The sequence below is a fragment of the Comamonas kerstersii genome, assembly GCF_002056725.1.
GTDB classification, from domain to species: Bacteria; Pseudomonadota; Gammaproteobacteria; order Burkholderiales; family Burkholderiaceae_C; genus Comamonas; species Comamonas kerstersii.
Genome location: NZ_CP020121.1, coordinates 242,162 through 260,368 on the forward strand (window position 1 = coordinate 242,162; position 18,207 = coordinate 260,368).

At 59.3% G+C, this 18,207-nt stretch carries 14 protein-coding genes and 1 pseudogene; 6 read left to right on the forward strand and 9 right to left on the reverse strand.

Annotated features, from left to right (window positions below):
- Positions 1-38 precede the first annotated feature (38 nt).
- The 8 genes from ndk to surE all read right to left on the reverse strand — a co-directional run bounded on the left by ndk (position 39) and on the right by surE (position 9,181).
- Entirely contained in the window at positions 39-464 is a 426-nt protein-coding gene (gene ndk, locus B5M06_RS01155) for a nucleoside-diphosphate kinase (protein WP_054066418.1), read from the reverse strand.
- A gap of 195 nt (positions 465-659) precedes the next feature.
- Positions 660-2,351 carry a group II intron reverse transcriptase/maturase gene (gene ltrA / locus B5M06_RS01160; RefSeq protein ID WP_054066419.1) on the reverse strand — a complete coding sequence of 564 codons (1,692 nt, stop codon included), beginning with the start codon at positions 2,349-2,351 and terminating at the stop codon, positions 660-662.
- Between the two features lie 1,121 nt (positions 2,352-3,472).
- On the reverse strand, positions 3,473-4,732 hold the full coding sequence (locus B5M06_RS17315; protein WP_080025131.1) for a pseudouridine synthase: 1,260 nt from the start codon (positions 4,730-4,732) through the stop codon (positions 3,473-3,475).
- Between the two features lie 30 nt (positions 4,733-4,762).
- On the reverse strand, positions 4,763-5,515 hold the full coding sequence (scpB, locus tag B5M06_RS17320) for an SMC-Scp complex subunit ScpB (protein ID WP_054066421.1): 753 nt from the start codon (positions 5,513-5,515) through the stop codon (positions 4,763-4,765).
- A 108-nt stretch (positions 5,516-5,623) separates the two neighbouring features.
- A complete protein-coding gene (locus B5M06_RS01175) occupies positions 5,624-6,640 on the reverse strand; it encodes an RluA family pseudouridine synthase (protein ID WP_420809972.1) in 1,017 nt (338 codons plus the stop codon).
- Between the two features lie 85 nt (positions 6,641-6,725).
- Positions 6,726-7,586 carry a peptidoglycan DD-metalloendopeptidase family protein gene (locus tag B5M06_RS01180; protein WP_054066442.1) on the reverse strand — a complete coding sequence of 287 codons (861 nt, stop codon included), beginning with the start codon at positions 7,584-7,586 and terminating at the stop codon, positions 6,726-6,728.
- A gap of 12 nt (positions 7,587-7,598) precedes the next feature.
- A complete protein-coding gene (locus tag B5M06_RS01185) occupies positions 7,599-8,387 on the reverse strand; it encodes a protein-L-isoaspartate(D-aspartate) O-methyltransferase (RefSeq protein ID WP_054066423.1) in 789 nt (262 codons plus the stop codon).
- Complete coding sequence (gene surE, locus B5M06_RS01190; RefSeq protein WP_054066424.1) at positions 8,384-9,181, reverse strand: 5'/3'-nucleotidase SurE; 798 nt, start codon at positions 9,179-9,181, stop codon at positions 8,384-8,386. The genes B5M06_RS01185 and surE overlap by 4 nt, the downstream gene beginning before the upstream one ends.
- 128 nt (positions 9,182-9,309) lie before the next feature.
- Between surE and B5M06_RS01195 the strand changes: the two genes are divergently transcribed.
- From B5M06_RS01195 to B5M06_RS01205, 3 genes are all read left to right on the forward strand, one after another.
- Positions 9,310-10,845 (forward strand): GGDEF domain-containing protein, encoded by a 1,536-nt coding sequence (locus tag B5M06_RS01195; RefSeq protein WP_134192500.1) that lies wholly within the window; start codon positions 9,310-9,312, stop codon positions 10,843-10,845.
- A 457-nt stretch (positions 10,846-11,302) separates the two neighbouring features.
- Positions 11,303-12,541, forward strand: coding sequence for a sodium/glutamate symporter (gene gltS, locus B5M06_RS01200; RefSeq protein ID WP_054066443.1), 1,239 nt, complete (start codon positions 11,303-11,305; stop codon positions 12,539-12,541).
- A gap of 113 nt (positions 12,542-12,654) precedes the next feature.
- Positions 12,655-14,484, forward strand: coding sequence for a gamma-glutamyltransferase family protein (locus B5M06_RS01205; RefSeq protein WP_114070921.1), 1,830 nt, complete (start codon positions 12,655-12,657; stop codon positions 14,482-14,484).
- Positions 14,485-14,571: 87 nt separating this feature from the next.
- Here the strand turns inward: B5M06_RS01205 and B5M06_RS01210 are convergent, their stop codons facing one another.
- On the reverse strand, positions 14,572-15,066 hold the full coding sequence (locus B5M06_RS01210) for a hypothetical protein (RefSeq protein ID WP_054066427.1): 495 nt from the start codon (positions 15,064-15,066) through the stop codon (positions 14,572-14,574).
- 190 nt (positions 15,067-15,256) lie between these two features.
- Between B5M06_RS01210 and B5M06_RS17750 the strand changes: the two are divergent.
- From B5M06_RS17750 to B5M06_RS01225, 3 genes and pseudogenes are all read left to right on the forward strand, one after another.
- Positions 15,257-16,475, forward strand: a pseudogene (locus tag B5M06_RS17750) (phospholipase D-like domain-containing protein).
- A gap of 53 nt (positions 16,476-16,528) precedes the next feature.
- The gene (locus B5M06_RS17335) at positions 16,529-16,915 is read left to right on the forward strand and encodes a helix-turn-helix domain-containing protein (protein WP_240183976.1); all 387 of its coding nucleotides are present in this window, start codon (positions 16,529-16,531) and stop codon (positions 16,913-16,915) included.
- Positions 16,916-17,042: 127 nt separating this feature from the next.
- Positions 17,043-18,152, forward strand: a complete 1,110-nt coding sequence (locus B5M06_RS01225) for an S-(hydroxymethyl)glutathione dehydrogenase/class III alcohol dehydrogenase (protein WP_054066430.1) — start codon at positions 17,043-17,045, stop codon at positions 18,150-18,152.
- The last annotated feature ends 55 nt before the right edge of the window (positions 18,153-18,207 follow it).

Consider the following 18,207-nt stretch of genomic DNA (forward strand, 5'->3'; position numbering starts at 1 on the left):
CGCAACAGCAAGCACGGCCAGCATGGGATTCACAGCAATTAACGTGCGTAAACGTTCATGCCGGGGAAGAAGAAGGCAACTTCCACAGCAGCAGTTTCAGGAGCATCGGAACCGTGCACGGCGTTGGCATCGATGCTGTCAGCAAAGTCAGCGCGGATGGTGCCGGGTTCAGCCTTCTTGGGGTCAGTAGCGCCCATCAGCTCACGGTTCTTCAGGATGGCGTTTTCGCCTTCCAGCACTTGGATCATCACGGGGCCGGAGATCATGAACTCAACCAGATCCTTGAAGAAAGGACGCTCCTTGTGCACAGCGTAGAACTGCTCAGCTTCTTGGCGAGACAGGTGCACCAGCTTGGCGGCAGCGATCTTCAGACCAGCGTTTTCGAAACGTGTGTAGATCTGGCCGATCACGTTCTTGGCAACTGCGTCGGGCTTGATGATGGAGAGGGTGCGTTCGATAGCCATTTGGATTTCCTAATGAAAATGGATGTATTTTTTGCCGAATCGGGTAGGGTAGGGACAGTTCATTACTGAACCATCCCCCCCTAAGAACCGGACTTGCGACTTTCATCGCATCCGGCTCAAGCACAACAATCTAGTCCCGCGGCAAAACTCACGATTTTACTCAGAGTCTGCAACCAAACCAGAATCAAAGCCTTTTCAGGCCGGCTTCGTAACTGTCAGCCCAAGAGCGTGCAGCCGTGTGTGACAGACCGGATGCAGAAGCACCCGATTGGACATAGCGTCTGACCCACCATCCACCTTGCGAACAATGTGGTGGTCATGCCATCCGCCTTCGTAGTCCAGTGGTTCTGCGCAAAGCGCACAACGCCCGTCTTGCTTGATGAACAGCATCGAAGTCTCGTACTGGTACGACATGCTCTTGAGCATGCGTTTCGTACGCAACTTTTCGCCATACACCTCCCAAGCAGGGTCAAAGGGGTTGTACTCCCCCTTGATCTTCTCGTGTCGCACGATCTCTGTATCAGCAAGCTTCAACAGTTTCCACGTGCGCGAACCTCCTTCCGCCCTCACGGTCGCAGCAAACTCGTCCCGCTCCTTGATGCGCTGCCAGTAACGGCTTTTGCACCATGACCGAGACTTATTCGGATGCCGCCGTCTCGACCAACGCATAAGGCGCCAGTAGATCAGGCTATCCATCCGACTGAAGGCCTCTTTCGCCACCACCGGCTGGTGGTACTGCGCCCAACCCCGAAGGACTGGATTCAGTTTGGCAATGAGATCCTCCTGCTTCACCGATATGTGCGTCTTCAGGATTCCCCTCACCTTGCTGTAGAACGCTTTCACGTTCTTCTTGCTCGGTTTGATGAGTAGTTTTCCCTTGTATTTTCGGAAATTCCACCCCAGGAAATCAAAGCCCTCGTCCATGTACACGACCTTGGTCTTTTCCAGCGACAGCCGCAACCCTCGTTGTGCAAGGAATGCTTCTATCCACGGCCTGATCTCGGATTCCAGAAGCTCCCGGGAGCTACCTGTAACCACAAAATCGTCGGCGTACCGGATCACATTGACTTTAAGCCCTTTGATCTTCGAGCGTCCAAATCTCGCACCGAGGTGCTCAATAAGACCGCCCTCCAACCCGTTCAACGCCATATTCGCCAAAGTTGGCGAGATGATTCCGCCTTGCGGCGTTCCTTCCTCGGTTGGCGATAAGCGGCCCTGATGGACCACTCCGGCTTTCAACCACTTACGCAAGATTGTCTTGTTCATAGGAACGTGACGCACCAGCCATTCGTGATTGATATGGTCAAAGCAACCTTCGATATCCGCTTCCAACACCCACTGAGCCGAAGCTTTTCGTGAGGTGCAAACAAATATCTGCCCCATAGCATCCGCCGTCGAACGATTTCTCCTAAAGCCGTAGCTATTCGGATCGCTCGTGGTTTCCGCCACAGGTTCCAGACCCAGCAGGTGTAACGCCTGCATGGCTCTGTCCAACATCGTAGGAATTCCCAGAGGGCGTTCCTTTCCGTTGGATTTGGGGATATAGACCCGCCGAAGCGGTTTAGCTCTATACCCCCGTTGCTGCTTTAATCGACCTATCGCCGCCCGTTTCAGGGCAGGTGAATCCCACAGCTGGCGATCGACTCCCGCCGTTCGCTTGCCTTGGTTTTCAGTGACTCGTCTCACCGCCAGTGCCCTGGCGGAAAACGAGTGGTTTAAAGACCGTTGCAAAGCTTTCACCTTGCGCCAATCCTTTTCCAGCGTAGCCTTCGCTATACGTCTCTGCGTCGTTCTCACAAACTGCTCGACCCGGCGCCAATCAATGGCATGCCAGTCTTGCGGTTCGCGTGAGGACGCAGATTCGCCGTCGCCGGTGAGTTTTCTCATGCTTTCCTCCTACCAAGTAAAACCCAGCAAGAAGGCGCACGTCTCCCCGAAGGGATGCGCACACCATCCCTTCGGGTTAGGTTTAAACAAATGCAGTCGTTTAACGACGGTTGCACCAAGTGGAAGTGGGCACGCTTTCACGTCAGGGCAAGAACCCCTATGCCACCCATTACAGGCAGCCCTTCGCTTTTTCCACTATCCCATACCCCCTCATCCAACAGGTTGCCTTACGGTTTCCCTGCCCGCACGCCTAGGCGTGCGGGCGGACAGTGGGGCTTACCACGTTCCCCGATCTACCGACATTCAGCGGCGCACACCGCTTCCCGTCTATCCGTTTAGGACTCATCTCTCCTGGGACTGCCTTGTGACGACGATCACCTAGTTTTGACAGGTGATACCGGCAGCACACCTTTTGGTTATGGCCTATCAGCAGATTTGGCCACTCAATCATGACCCAGGTTCAAACGATGATTCACTTTACGTTGCCCATGCGGAACTAGCCTAGCCCCTTCACCGCCCTTCTGCTGGCAGTTTCCAAAGACATCCTCACGGATTGCCTTCGCTACAAACGTAGGGAGCATTGTCAGGTGAGCTTCGCACAGACCCATTACTGGTCCTGCACGTCACCGTAGGCTACTTGTGGTCGCACACAAGGTCACAGCAACCCATTGCTAGGTTGTACGACAAGGCAGATCAGAGCTGCGCTCTGCGGTTTCTTCCATTGTCAAATCGCATGCACGATCGAACACCTCCCAAAAGAGGATGCTCTGCTTTGAATCCAGACACTTGTGGTGTCGGTTAAAGGTGTGAAGCGACCCGGGTGCACGTGAAAACGTGACCCGCAGTCTGGCATGAGCGAAGCGCCCACGCAGGTGCAGAACAGTCGGCGAACCGATGTTCTGTGTGACAAGTGCTGACCCGATTGGGTTCAGCCGGTAGGAAGAATGTGCCTTGAGTCCGACCCTTGGGAGGTCTGACCGTACGATTTTCAAAGGCTGAATCGTTGCAGATGGATATGCTCCATCTAAGCAGAGCGACACGACGTGTCGCACCAAAGCCCTTGATTCTAGCGGTGCGCTGCCAACCCTAGAAACTGGTTGGCAAGCGCGTTTTTGCATGGATCAGCGGCGGCCACGGGGCTTGCGCTTTTGCTCGGCACGCGCACGTGCCAGGCTGTCGCTGCCGATGTAGCCCACCGATGTCTTCAATGGATCGGGCTTGCTGCTCGTGGTGGGCAGCTGGTAGTTGTTGTTGCTGGTGCGCTTGGGGCCACCCTTGGCAGAGCGGCGGGCACGCAGGAAGCGCTCTTCCTCTGCCGCATTGACGCGCGCCTTGTTGCGCGAACCTGCACGGTCCGAAGCACGGCGCACCGTGTTCTGCGTCGAAGGCTTGCCGGGCTTGGGCAGGGCCACACCTGCGGCGCTGACCAGCGCCTGCACGTCTTTTTCGTCCAGCTCCATCCATGCACCACGGCGCAGGCCACGGGGCAGTAACATGGCGCCGTAGCGGATACGGATCAGACGGCTGACGGCACGGCCCACGGCTTCAAACAGGCGGCGCACTTCGCGGTGGCGACCTTCGGAGATGGTCACGCGGTACCAGACGTTGGCACCTTCGCCGCCGCCATCTTCAATGGAGCCAAAGGAGGCTTCGCCGTCTTCGAGCTTCACACCCGTGGTCAGCAGCTGCTTTTCTTCCTTGGTCAGCGCACCCAGCACGCGCACGGCGTACTCGCGCTCCAGACCAAAGCGGGGGTGCATCAGGCTGTTGGCCAGTGCGCCGGAGTTGGTAAACAGCAGCAGACCTTCTGTGTTCAGGTCCAGACGGCCCACCGACTGCCATTTACCCACCGGCAGCTTGGGCAGGCGACGGAATACAGTGGGGCGGTTCTGGGGGTCGTCCAGCGTCACCACCTCACCCACAGGCTTGTGATAGGCCAGCACGCGCACGGCGGGCGGGGCAATACGCACCTTGACGGGCTTGCCATCGACCTTGATGTTGTCACCCAGCTGAATGCGTTGGCCGACGTGGGCCAGTTCGTCATTGACGGTGATGCGGCCTTCGCCAATCCAGCGCTCAATTTCCAGGCGCGAACCCAGACCGGCCTGCGCCAGCACCTTGTGCAGCTTGGGCGACTCCGCTTCAGGCTTGAGCACACGCTTGGCAGCGGCAGCAGGGCTTTCCGCTTCATTTTCTGCAGCGTCCAGCGCCCCAGAAATAACGGATTCAAAGTCATAGGCATCTTCAACCTGCATGACTTCTGCCTCAGGAGCTATATTCTTTGGAGTATTTGCTTCGGCACGTGGGGCACGACGTGCTGGCTTGGTTTCTTTGGTCATGATTTCCATTTCCGCGCCAGCCCTTGTGGTCGGCAGACGCATTCATTCAAATTGTGGGCAGCAAGCCTGCGTTCAGTCTTGCTGTGGCTCGGCGGGTGCTGCGGACTGTTCAGCAGCAGGCGTTTCAGCCTCGGGCTGTTCGTTGGTGGTCTGCGGGGCAGCCGCTTCGCTGTCTGATGCCAGGGGCACAAACACCGCATCCATGGGCAGTGCAGGCTCGGCAAACAAATCGCCTTCAGGCACGGCCGAGGGCTGAGGCTCGGCACTGGCAGCAGCGTCTTCTTCCAGCGCGGTAAAGAGCGACTCCTGCGCTTCTGGCTCATCCAGCATGGGCAGCTCGTCCAGCGACTTCAGACCCAGGTCATCGAGAAACTGCCGCGTGGTCGCCAGCAAGGCAGGGCGCCCCACAGTTTCACGGTAACCAATTTCTTCGACCCAGCCACGATCTTCGAGTTGCTTGATGATGAGGCTATTCACAGTCACGCCGCGAATGTCCTCAATATCGCCACGCGTGACGGGCTGGCGGTAGGCAATGATGGCCAGGGTCTCCAGCACCGCACGGCTGTAGCGCGGCGGTTTTTCAGGGTGCAGCTTATCCAGATAACTGCGCATCTCGGGGCGGCTTTGAAAGCGCCAGCCCGAAGCCACTTGCACCAGCTCCACGCCGCGCCCCGTCCAGTCCTGCTGCAGCGACAGCAGCAGCTCCTTGAGCGTATCCGCCCCCAGATGGTCATCAAACAGGGCGCGCAACTCCCGCAGCTGCAAAGGCTGCTGCGCACAGATCAGGGCGGTTTCCAGGACCCGCTTGGCATCAACCGTATTCATGGTTTAGACGCGGAAGCCTCACATGCGGAGAGATAAAGACAGATGGACCGGACCCTCACGGGCAAGTACACCAATGACAAGGGCAGACCTTCAAGACCTGCCCTCAAGTTAGCGGGGATTGTAGCTGAGACGCAGTTTTTCCACCGCAGTCAGGAAATCCTGCGGCGGCTCGGCCGCCAGCTCCAGGCTCTCACCCGTCACCGGATGCACAAAAGACAGACGGAATGCATGCAGGGCCTGGCGCTGCATCTCGCCATCCGCCGCACCGCCATACAGGGCATCGGCCACCAGTGGATGCCCCAGCGACAGCATGTGCACGCGAATCTGGTGGGTGCGGCCGGTATGCAGCTTGCAGTGCACCAGGCAGTGCGCATCCGTGCTATCCCAGCAGGTGATGTCCGTGCGCGCCTCCTTGCCCGGGTGCTGCGCCAGATCGACCACGGCCATGCGCAGGCGATTGCGCGGGTCACGGCCAATGGGGGCATTGACCTGCTGCATCTGCGCACCTTTCCACGGCTTGTGTGCCAGCGCCAGGTAACGGCGGCTTACATCGCGGCGGGCAATCATGGCCACCAGCGCATCCATGGTCTGGCGGGTTTTGGCCACTACCATCAGCCCACTGGTATCTTTGTCCAGACGGTGCACGATGCCTGCACGCGGCACGGCAGCCGCACCCGCATGGTGGGCCAGCAGACCGTTGAGCAGCGTGCCCTGCCAGTTGCCGGGTGCCGGATGCACCACCAGCCCGGCGGGCTTGTTGACAACCAGCAGGTGCTCGTCTTCATAGACCACGTCCAGCGCCATGGTTTCAGGCTTGAAGGACTGGCTCTGCGCCGTGGGACGCATTTCGATGCTGATCACATCACCGAGCTTGACCTTGGCGGAGGACTTGGTCGCTGGCTTGCGATTGAGCTGCACTGCACCCTGCTCCAGCAATTGCTGCAGATAGCTGCGCGAGAACTCGGGCACCAGCTCTACCAGCGCCTTGTCCAGGCGCACGCCATGCAGCGCCATCTGCACAACATGCTCGCGCTGCTCGACACCTGCGTCTGCAGCTTCCAGCTCTACAGCGTCTTCAGATTCCAGCAGGCCCGCAGCATCCTGAGGCAAAGCGTTCTGAGTCACGCAAAATCCTATTTCAAACAATCAACAAAAAATGCCCGGCATCCTCGACACCGGGCATTCTGACAAAGCCAGTGACTGGCTGTGATCAACGTGCAGGCAGATAGCGCGAAGGGTCTACGGGCTTGCCCTGGCGGCGCACTTCAAAGTGCAGCTTCACGCGGTCTGCGTCGCTGCTACCCATCTCGGCGATCTTCTGCCCCTTCTTGACGCTCTGGTCTTCCTTGACCAGCAGCTTCTGATTGTGGGCATAAGCCGTCAGATAGGTGTTGTTGTGCTTGAGAATCACCAGGTGACCATAGCCACGCAGACCCGAGCCTGCATACACCACGCGGCCATCGGCGGCAGCCAGCACAGGGTCACCAGCCTTACCTGCAATATCCACCCCCTTGTTGGTCGCTTCGTTAAAGCCAGCAATCACAGGGCCGGAAGCAGGCCAGATAAAGCCCAGGCCGCTGGCATCGCCACCGCTGGACGTCGATGTGCTGCTCGATGTGGTGGCAGCAGGTGCAGTAGCCGCAGGCTTGGCAGCCGCTGCTGAGCTGGATGAGCTGCCAGCCGGAGGCAAGGTCACCGCCTGCACCGAGGTCGATGTCACAGGGCGTGCACCGCTGGCCTGAGACTCCACCGAGCCGGGCGGCACCACGCGCACCACCTGACCCACTTCAATCAGGTCAGGATTGCTCAAGTTGCTCCAGCGTGCAATGTCCTTCCAGCTCTGACCATGCTCCAGACCGATACGAATCAAGGTATCTCCGGGTTGCACGGTGTAATAGCCAGGCTTGCCCGCGTTTTCCGCTCCGGGCAAAGTGGATGGGTCCACCGTTGATCTGGCACGCGACTCACTGCGATCTTCGACAGGAGCCTTATTCACCTGGGCGCACCCCAGCAGCACACCACTGCTCACCAGCACTGCTGCCAAAGTACCCAGCCCACGCGATAAAAACATATTCACTCCCTTTCAGGCAATTCCAGATTTTAGGGGCACAAAATGCACAGCCTCGAGCACGGACTCTGTATATCCGTGCTGCGTCTTATCAATCACCAAAAGCGCCTGCTGTCCCTTGCCCTTCACGATAGGGGCTACCAGCCTCCCGCCTATCGCCAGCTGATCCAGCCATGCCTGAGGCACAGCATCTCCTCCAGCGGCAGAAATGATGCCTGCATATGGCGCTCCTGGCGCATAGCCGAGCATCCCATCCCCAAATAAAAGGTGAATATTTGTGAGTTTCAGGGGACGCAAATTGTTCCGCGCCTTGTCATGCAAGCCGCGCAGACGCTCCACCGAATACACCTGCTGCGCCACACAGGCCAGCACGGCCGCCTGATAGCCACAGCCCGTGCCGATCTCCAGCACCCGCCCCATGCGCCCCATGGCGCGTACGTACTCTGCTCCTTCTAGCAGCTCAATCATGCGTGCCACCACACTGGGCTTAGAGATGGTCTGCTGCAGACCAATGGGCAGACTCGTGTCTTCGTAGGCCTGATTGACCAGCGCGCTGTCCACAAACAGGTGGCGCTGCACCTGGCCCATGGCGCTGAGCACCTTCTGCGACTGTATGCCGCCCGCCGCCAAGCGCTGCACCATGCGCTGGCGCACAGCGGCCGAGTCCAGCCCCAGCCCCACAGGTGCGGGCACTACAGGGCTGCGCACTGCCGTGCTGCTCACCGCGCGACCACTCACCGTGGACTTGGGTACGGCAGAAGATGCCACCCAGGAAGGCACGCCTGTACCTTTGGAACGACTCATGCCATCTCCTGCTTTTGTACGCCTTGCATGGCAGTGTCCAGGCGCGAGGCAGTCTGCGCCCAGTACACCAGATGATCGTGGTCCGTCAGATCAACCTTGAGCGGAGTCATGGAGACATGGCCATGTGCAGTAGCGTGAAAATCCGTGCCTTCCGAATCATCCTTGGCCGCACCTGCGCTGCCAATCCAGTACATGGTTTCACCACGTGGATTGACCTGCGTAATCACGGGCTCGGCCGAATGTCTGCGCCCCAGGCGGCAGAGCTTGACCTGCCCCATCTGCTCCAGTGGCAGGTTGGGAATATTCACATTCAGCAGCCAGGGCGAGGCACCGATCAGCTGCTGCTGCATCATCTGCTGCACGATCTGCCTGGCTTTCTGGGCTGCAGACTGCAGCTCCCCCCAGTTGCGCTCCACCTGCGAGAAGGCAATGGCGGGCACGCCAAACAGAAAGCCTTCCATGGCTGCACCTACGGTGCCGGAGTAAATGGTGTCATCGCCCATATTGGCGCCATTGTTGATGCCCGAGACCACCAGATTGGGCCGATACCCCAGCAAGCCCGTCATGGCGATATGCACGCAGTCCGCAGGCGTGCCATTCACATAGCGAAAACCATTGGCCGCATGGTGCACATACAGGGGGGAATGCAATGTCAGGGCATTGGACTTGGCACTGTTGTTGTGCTCTGGTGCGACCACATCCACGTCCACTCCATCGATCGCAGACAAAGCTTCGTACAGGGCGATGATTCCAGGTGCCTGATAACCATCGTCGTTAGAAATAAGAATCTTCATGGGTTTTAACAGTTAGCACGATTGTAGGAGGCATTGAGCGTCTCTTTGTCAGAGCATGCAGGCCAGTTGCTGCAAAAGCCCCTCTGCTCTGCGAAACTTGCGCTTTTGATTTGCGAGACAACCCCGCTGTGGCACTCCGAACCCCTGCAGACATTGCCCGTGAAACCCTGAAATTGCTGGCCGCCCGGCGACTGACGCCTACGCCTGCCAATTACCAGTCAGTCTATGAGGAAGTAGCCGGCCTGCTGCCGCAGGTCAGCTTTCCGCAGACACCGCTGCGCCGTATCGCCAGCATTCTGCCCACGCAGACCCCGGTGCAAAAACGCCTGGCACAGAGTTTTCAGCAGGCCGTAGAAAGCCAGGACTGGACCGCACTGCAAAGCGCCATCGTAGATTACGCCCAGCTCGATCTGGGCATTACGCCGCAGCCGCCTGTCACCCACACCAGCCCGGCGACGCAGATTGTGGATGCCCTGCCTGCATCCACCGCACAGCAGCTGGCGCGCATGGTGGAGGCCATGAGGAGCGTGCTGGGCAGCGCCGACCAGCGCATGCGAGAGCTGTCCGACCAGCTGCTGGAGTTTCTGGCAGATGACGACCTGCCACTGCCACGCCTGGAAGCCAAGCTGCACAACTACAGCTACCGGCTGAATTTCACCGCCGAAGACCAGGCCCAGCGTCGCCACTGCATTCACGCCCTGCTGCGCATGGTCTGCACCCATATTGCAGACATTGCCCGCCAGGACGCCTCTCTGCAGCAGCACGCACAGGCCCTGACCGATGCCATCACCCAGCCATGGACGCTGCAGCAACTGGACACCATTCAGTCCTGCCTGAAGAACCTGCTGTTCCGCCATCTGGAAATTGAAGGCAACCGCTCACAAGTCCATGAGCAGCTCAAACAGCTGCTGGGCGAGCACGCGGTGCAGATGAGCCGTCTGGGCCAGCTCAGCGAAGCCCACGCCAGCGCCTTGCAGTCCTGCGCGCAGCAAATTCAGCAGTCGCAGGATCTGGGCGAGCTGGCCTCGATGCTGGAAGCCGTAGTGAGCTCCGGCACGGCGCTGGCCACGGAAAACCGCATGGTTCAGGCTCAGCTGGCCGACCTGCGTGCCCAGGCCGAAAGCCAGGAGCAGAAGATTCTGGAGCTGTCCACCCACCTGCAGGAAATCCAGCAGATCACCCGCCACGATGCCGCCACCGGCGCCTTCAATCTTGCAGGGCTGGAAGAAGCACTGGCCACCGAGCAGGCACGCAACCAGCGCCACCACTTCCCCTTGAGCCTGGCCTGCCTGGAAGTGGACCCGCCACAGGCCCCAGCATCACCCGTCTCAATGCAGGCAGATGACGCAGCCCTGATGCATCTGGCGCGACTGGTTCGCAGCACCTTACGGCCACAGGATGCACTGGGGCGCACCAGCGACCACCGGCTGGCCGTCATCTTTCCGGAAACCGATCCAACCCAGGCCGCACAGGCCCTGGCACGGCTGCAGATGGCGCTGCAGCAACGCCCCCTGCTGCTGGATGAGCAGGTGCTGCCGCAAAGCTTTAGCGCGGGCGTGATTGCCGTACAGCACCTGGAAGCGCCGCAGCACGCACTGGAGCGTGCGCAGGCAGCCTGCGAGCAGGCGCAGCGCATGGGCCGGGCACGCGTCTCTATTTTTTAGGCACAGGCATGCTGCAACCCATCACGCTGGCAGGGGAAAGGCGTGGAAAGCGGCATGGGAATACACCGAAGCACACGCTCACGTAAATGCACGCTCGCATAGCACAGAATGCGATGACACCCCTTCTCAAACCGAGAAATCCAGAGGGGATAACCCGTAGATTTCAGCGCCCATGCTTCACTTTCGTGCATAGTCAGCGCGCGAAAAAACCAAGCTAAACCGCTTGCTTAGCATTTAAAGATTCGAAAAAGTCATAAAAAGAACTTTTCAGAATATCAAGAATTCAACCAGTTAAGCTTCAATTTAATTGCGAAAGCAACTACATTTTTAGTAGCACGAAGGATTCATTTCCCTCATAACTGGATGAACGCTCCGTGACCGTCCCTCTCATAGCGGTGCTTTCTGGTGCACATCTGCGCGCACCAAGATAGTGCTTGGCTTTATGGAAGAAGCATTTATGCATATCACTTTCAGCACGAATTACACACTCATACTGGCTGTCCTGGTCCTGCTGCTGGGCAAGTTCCTGGTGTCACGCATACGCTTTCTGCGTGATTTCAACATTCCCGAACCCGTAGCAGGCGGGCTGCTGATAGCAGCCGTCATCTACATACTGCACGCCACCATGGGCTGGTCGTTCGGCTTTGAATCCAGTCTGCAGACCGCCTTCATGCTGGCCTTCTTTGCCTCGATTGGTCTGAGCGCCAACTTCGCCAAGCTGCGCCAGGGCGGCATCGGCCTGGTGATCTTCCTGTGCGTGATCGTGGTCTTCATCCTCGTGCAGAACGCCGTGGGTATTGGCCTGGCCAAGGCGCTGGGTCTGGATCCACTGGTGGGTCTGGTCGCTGGCTCCATCACGCTGGTTGGTGGCCACGGTACCGCCGGTGCCTGGGGCTCGGTGCTGGAACAGCAGCACGGCCTGACTGGCGCGACCACCCTGGGCATGGCCTGCGCCACCTTTGGTCTGGTGATTGGCGGCATCATGGGTGGCCCTCTGGCCAAGCGCCTGATCACCCAGCACAAGCTGGCCAAGCCACGCAGCGAAGCCGATCAGCTCGGCTCCACACCTGCTGCCGGTCATGAGCAGAACGACTTCGTGAACCTGGAATCTCCCAGCAAGACACCTCGCCTGATCACTGCCGACGCTGCCATTGAAACCCTGGCACTGTTCGCTGCCTGTCTGGCCTTTGGTGAATTCATGACCCACGTGACCAAGGGCACAGCCATCCAGCTGCCTACCTTTGTGTGGTGTCTGGGCGGTGGTGTGATCATCCGCAACGTGCTGGATTACATCTTTGGCTTCAAGGTGTTCGATCGCGCCATTGACGTGTTTGGCAATGTGTCCCTGTCGATCTACCTGGCCATTGCCCTGCTGTCGCTCAAGCTGTGGGAGCTGACCGATCTGGCCGGTCCTCTGGTCATCATCCTGGCCGTGCAAACCCTGGTCATGGCGCTGTACGCCATGTTTGTGACCTTCCGCATCATGGGCAAGAACTACGATGCCGCTGTGCTGGCTGCCGGTCACTGCGGCTTTGGCATGGGTGCTACCCCCACGGCCGTGGCCAACATGCAGGCCATCACCAACCAGTATGGCCCTTCGCACAAGGCTTTCCTGATCGTGCCGCTGGTCGGTGCCTTCTTCATTGACATCGTCAATGCCTTCCTGATTCAGGGCTTTATCACCTGGATCCGCTGATCCACTGAAAAACCAGCAGGGGCGTAAAGCCTCTGCTGTCAGGACTGCGTTTTTGGCGCACACTGGGCCTTCACTCAACAAGGAAATGGCCCATGCGTAAGCTTCCAATCAGCATGCAACGCCCAGCCTCTGTGCTGGGCGTTGTGCTTTCCGCGGCGCTGCTGGCTGCCTGCAGCAGCACACCCACTTCAGACAGCCACCGCTTCAGCTACCAGATACCGGATCAGCCCGAAGGCAGTTCAGGCTGGACCGAAAAGCCTGGCTGGGCTGCAGAAAAATTTGCCGTGGCAGCGGCCAATCCGCTGGCTACTGATGCGGGCTATCAAATTCTCAAGGCTGGTGGCAGTGCCGTTGACGCAGCCATTGCCGTGCAGATGGTGCTGGGCCTGGTGGAGCCCCAATCCAGCGGCATTGGTGGCGGTGCCTTTTTGCTGCATGCAGCAGGCGACAAGGTGCAGGCTTATGACGGTCGTGAAACCGCACCTGCAGCCGCAACAGACAGCCTGTTTCTCAAGCCTGACGGCAAACCCATGGCCTTTCATGACGCTGTGGTTGGCGGCCGCTCTGTAGGCACACCCGGCGCAGTACGCATGCTGGAGCTTGCGCACAAGGAGTACGGCAAACTGCCATGGGCCGCGCTGTTCGAGCCAGCCATCCAGCTCGCTGAGCAAGGCTTCAAGCTCAGCCCCCGCCTGCACAGCCTGCTGCTCAAGGAAAAATATCTGGCGCAGGACCCTGCTGCGCGCGCCTACTTCTACGGCAGCGATGGGCAGCCTCTGCCCGTAGGCACGGTGCTGCAAAACCCCGCCTACGCCCAGGTGCTGCGAGCCATTGCCCGTGATGGCAGCAAGGCCCTGCACGAAGGTGCAATAGCCCAGGCCATTGTGGACAAGGTACGCAGCCACCCCACCAACCCTGGCGTGCTGTCCCTGCAGGATCTGGCCAGCTACCAGCCCAAACAGCGTGAAGCCCTGTGCCATGACTGGACACCGCAAGGCCAGCTGCCCGTGCGCAGCTACCGCATCTGCGGCTTTCCACCACCCAGCTCCGGAGCGATTGCGGTGGGGCAAATCCTCGGCATTCTGAGCCACACGCCTGCGGCCAGCATGCCGCTGGGCGCAGACGGCCTGCCCACAGCCGACTGGCTGCACTACTACACCGAAGCCGCACGCTTGGCCTTTGCAGACCGTGCGCTGTACGTAGCCGACCCTGACTTTGTGCGAGCCCCGGGCGGCGACTGGCTGAACCTGCTGGATAACCGCTACCTGCAGGAGCGTGCGCGCCTGATTGGCCAGCAAAGCATGAAGGTGGCACAACCCGGCATCCCGGGCAAAGTACAGGTCAGCCATGGCCCCATGCCAGAGCAGATCGAGTACGGCACCAGCCACATCAGCATTGTGGATGCCTATGGCAATGCACTGGCCATGACGACCACCATCGAAGACCAGTTCGGCAGCCGCCAGATGGTGCATGGCTTTTTGCTCAACAACGAGCTGACCGACTTCAGCCTGGCCCCACGCACAGCAGACGGCCAGCCCATTGCCAACCGCGTCGAACCCGGCAAACGACCACGCTCCTCGATGGCGCCCACGCTGGTATTCGACAAGGAAACCGGCGAGCTGGTGATGAGCGCTGGCAGCCCCGGCGGGGCGCAAATCATCCACTACACGGCCAAGACGCTGCAAGGCGTGCTGGGCTGGGGGTTGATGCCACAGCAGGCCATCAACCTGCCCAACTTCAGCAGCCTCAACGGCCCCAGCTTGCTGGAAGCAGGAAAGTTTCCGCCCAGCACGGTGCAGGCCCTGCGAACACGTGGTGCGGAAGTCAAGGAGCAAGAACTGACCAGCGGCCTGCAGGCCATCACGCGCGGCATGGCACACGGCAAGCAACTGTGGCTGGGTGGTGCCGACCCACGCCGTGAAGGTGTGGTGATGGGCGACTAAAGCACAAAGCCTCCGGCAGCACTGGTCTGCTGGAGGCTTTGACAAAAACGCACTGCAAACGGTAAGGCAGCTAACCCACCCGTCGCATCAGACCGGCAGCAATACCACCCTGGATGTGCTGCGCAGCAGATACTTGGGCAACAGCAATGCAGCCTTGTTCAGAAACGCAAACTCTTCATCGCTGATGCTGTAGTTCAGAACATCGAAGTGACACAGCGTGCCGAATAGATCACCATAGTTATTGACCAGAGGCACTCCGTAGTAAGCGCCAATCACACCCTGATATTTGTGACCATCGAGCATAGGCTCCCGTGCGGTATCACAGGTGCGAAATTCGCGGTCGCGCAGTACAAACTGGTAAAAGCTATCGCCCAACGGCACTGCCTGTAGAAAATCTGGAATGACCTCGCCTTCTTTGTCATGCAGATAGACGTTATGCAGCACGCCATCTTCCAGCCTGTACACACCGGTAAAACGATGAGGAACACGCGCATTCAAAAAATCCAGGCCCGCAGGGCCATGCATTTCCAACACCTGTTCATAGCCATTCAACCCCGCTGCTACATAGGCGGTGTAAGGCATCGTTTGCTCCTGTCGTTATTGTGAAGAAAAGGCCTTTATAAGCGGCAACTGCCTTTATTCAGCCAATGCCCTGCCAAAAAATGCACACAGCTTTCAGCCCAATGCCCACCTTCCTGCGCTTGTTCCCTTTGCATGGCACGAGATCGAGCGATCTACACACGCTATGGGGCATGCCTCAAAAGGCTGCTCCATGAAGATCAAGCGTTGGTGCATGCTAGGGGCCGTACTTGTTGGCACCTTACTGGCGAGCGGATGTAGCTTGCCCGCAGTGCAGCATCCAGCTTCGGTCCAGCTGCCGGAGCCTGATGCACCTTCCGAGCTGAGTGTGGCCATAGAGCAAATGCGCGCAAGAGACCGCGCCGATGACAGTGACTCCGGCATTTACGCCCTGACCGATGCGCAAGAAGCCTTTGCCGCCCGTGCGCTGCTGGCACGAGCAGCCCAGCACAGCCTGGATGTGCAGTACTACATCTGGCGCGCCGACAAGACGGGGCGCTTGCTGTTGAATGAATTACTGATGGCGGCCGACCGCGGCGTGCAGGTGCGGCTGCTGCTCGACGATCTGGGCACAGCTGGACTGGATGCTGAGTTGCTGGCCCTCAATGCCCACCCCCACGTGCAGGTGCGCCTGTTCAACCCCTTTGTATTGCGCGGCAGCTTCAATTTGTGCAGCAGATGCTGGCAACCACCTTGCCCCTGGAATGGGCCAAGGCCCATCTGGTGAGCGACCCGCCCGAGAAAATTCAGGCCAGGCACAAACTGACGCCTTGATTGGCGAGCAAATGCTGCGCGCCATTGGCACCCCGCAGCGCAGCCTGGATTTGGTATCCCCCTACTTTGTGCCTACGCAAGCAGGCGTGGATGCCTTTGCCCAGTTAAGCGCCCAAGGCATACAGGTGCGCATACTGACCAACTCACTGGAAGCCACCGATGTGGCCGTTGTGCATGCCGGTTATGCCAAGTACCGAAAACCGCTGCTGCACGCCGGTATCGGGCTGTACGAAATGCGCGGGCGCCCTCCGGAATACGCCGATGAAGACGAATCCCTGCAACTGCGCCTGACGGAGCTGGGCAGCTCCGGCAGCAGCCTGCATGCCAAAACCTTTGCCGTGGCTGGAGAGCGCGCGTTCATTGGCTCATTCAACTTTGACCCACGCTCCGTGCACCTGAACACCGAGATGGGGCTGATGATTGAAAGTCCCAGACTGGCTCAGGCCATCAGCCGCAGCTTTAGCGAAGACATTCCCAGCCGTGCCTTCCACCTGAGTCTGGGAGAAGATGGACAACTGTGCTGGCAAAGCGGCGTAGGCCAGCCACCGCCCGTCTACAGCGTAGAGCCACAGACCACGTGGTACCAAAGATGGACGCTGTGGCTGCTGGGCCTGCTGCCTATTGAATGGCTGCTCTGAAAATATCCATAGATTTGCAAAAACGCAGCGCGAATCGCTCTACCATTCGCGCCATGCCTCGCCAGAACACCTGCCCTGCAGACTTTCCGCCTTTTATCCTTTCGCAAATCGAACAGGTCGCACAGCGCATCGTCGCAACGCGCAAGTCGCGCGGAGAAACCCAGGCACAGTGGGCGCAGAAGCTGGGCATCTCTCAGCCCACCATGGCACGCATTGAACGTGGCGACCCCTCCATCGCCACAGCCACCTATGTGATGTGCCTGTGGCTGGTGAACCCCCAGCTCCATCTGCTGCAGCTGCTGGATGCACAGACTGCAGATACAGCCCCCACCACGTCCACTGAGCCGACACCAGTACAGGCGGCCACGGCCCCACAACAACCCTCCGTGGCCGATGAGTTTGCCGAACTGCTGTCCACGTGGACGGCGCCTGCGCTGTAATTGCCGCCTGCGGCAAATAAATACGCAAGCCACAGGAGGCTGTCTTGACCTACATTCAGGATTTCCGCAGGGCGCAGTCCATGCACGGCTACGCCCATATGCCCCTTATTTTTCGAAAGCTATCCCCATGAAGTCTCGTGCCGCCGTGGCCTTTAAGGCCGGAGAACCCCTGCAGATCGTGGAGATCGACGTAGCTCCGCCCAAGAAAGGCGAAGTGCTGATCAAGATTACCGACACTGGCGTGTGTCACACCGATGCCTTCACCTTGAGCGGTGAAGACCCCGAAGGCCTGTTCCCTGTGGTGCTGGGCCACGAGGGCGCTGGCATTGTGGTGGAAGTGGGCGAAGGCGTGACCAGCGTCAAGCCCGGTGACCACGTGATTCCGCTGTACACCGCCGAGTGCGGTGAGTGCCTGTTCTGCAAGAGCGGCAAGACCAACCTGTGTACTGCCGTGCGCGCCACCCAGGGCAAGGGCGTGATGCCCGATGGCACGACGCGCTTTTCCTACAACGGCCAGCCCATCTACCACTACATGGGCTGCTCCACCTTCTCCGAATACACCGTGGTGGCCGAAGTGTCGCTGGCCAAGATCAACCCCGAAGCCAACCACGAGCAAGTCTGCCTGCTGGGCTGCGGCGTGACCACCGGCCTGGGCGCCGTAAAGAACACCGCCAAGGTGCAGGAAGGCGACACCGTGGCCGTGTTCGGTCTGGGTGGTATTGGTCTGGCCGTGATCCAGGGTGCCAAGCAGGCCAAGGCCGGCCGCATCATTGCCATCGACACCAACCCCGCCAAGTTCGATCTGGCCAAGACCTTTGGCGCGACCGATTGCATCAACCCCAAGGACTACGACAAGCCCATCCAGCAAGTCATCGTGGAGATGACGGGCTGGGGCGTGGACCACAGCTTTGAGTGCATCGGCAATGTGAACGTCATGCGCGCAGCGCTGGAATGCGCCCACCGCGGCTGGGGCCAGAGCGTGATCATTGGCGTGGCAGGCGCGGGCCAGGAAATTTCCACCCGCCCCTTCCAGCTGGTCACCGGCCGCAAGTGGATGGGCTCGGCCTTTGGTGGCGTGAAGGGCCGCACCGAGCTGCCCGGCATGGTGGAAGACGCCATGGCAGGCAAGATCCAGCTGGAACCTTTCGTTACCCACACCATGCCACTGGAAAAGATCAACGAAGCCTTTGATCTGATGCACGAAGGCAAGTCCATCCGCTCGGTGGTCAAGTACTAAAAACTTGAATCCCGCATAAAGAAAGCGCTCCTCGGAGCGCTTTCTTTCATTGTGG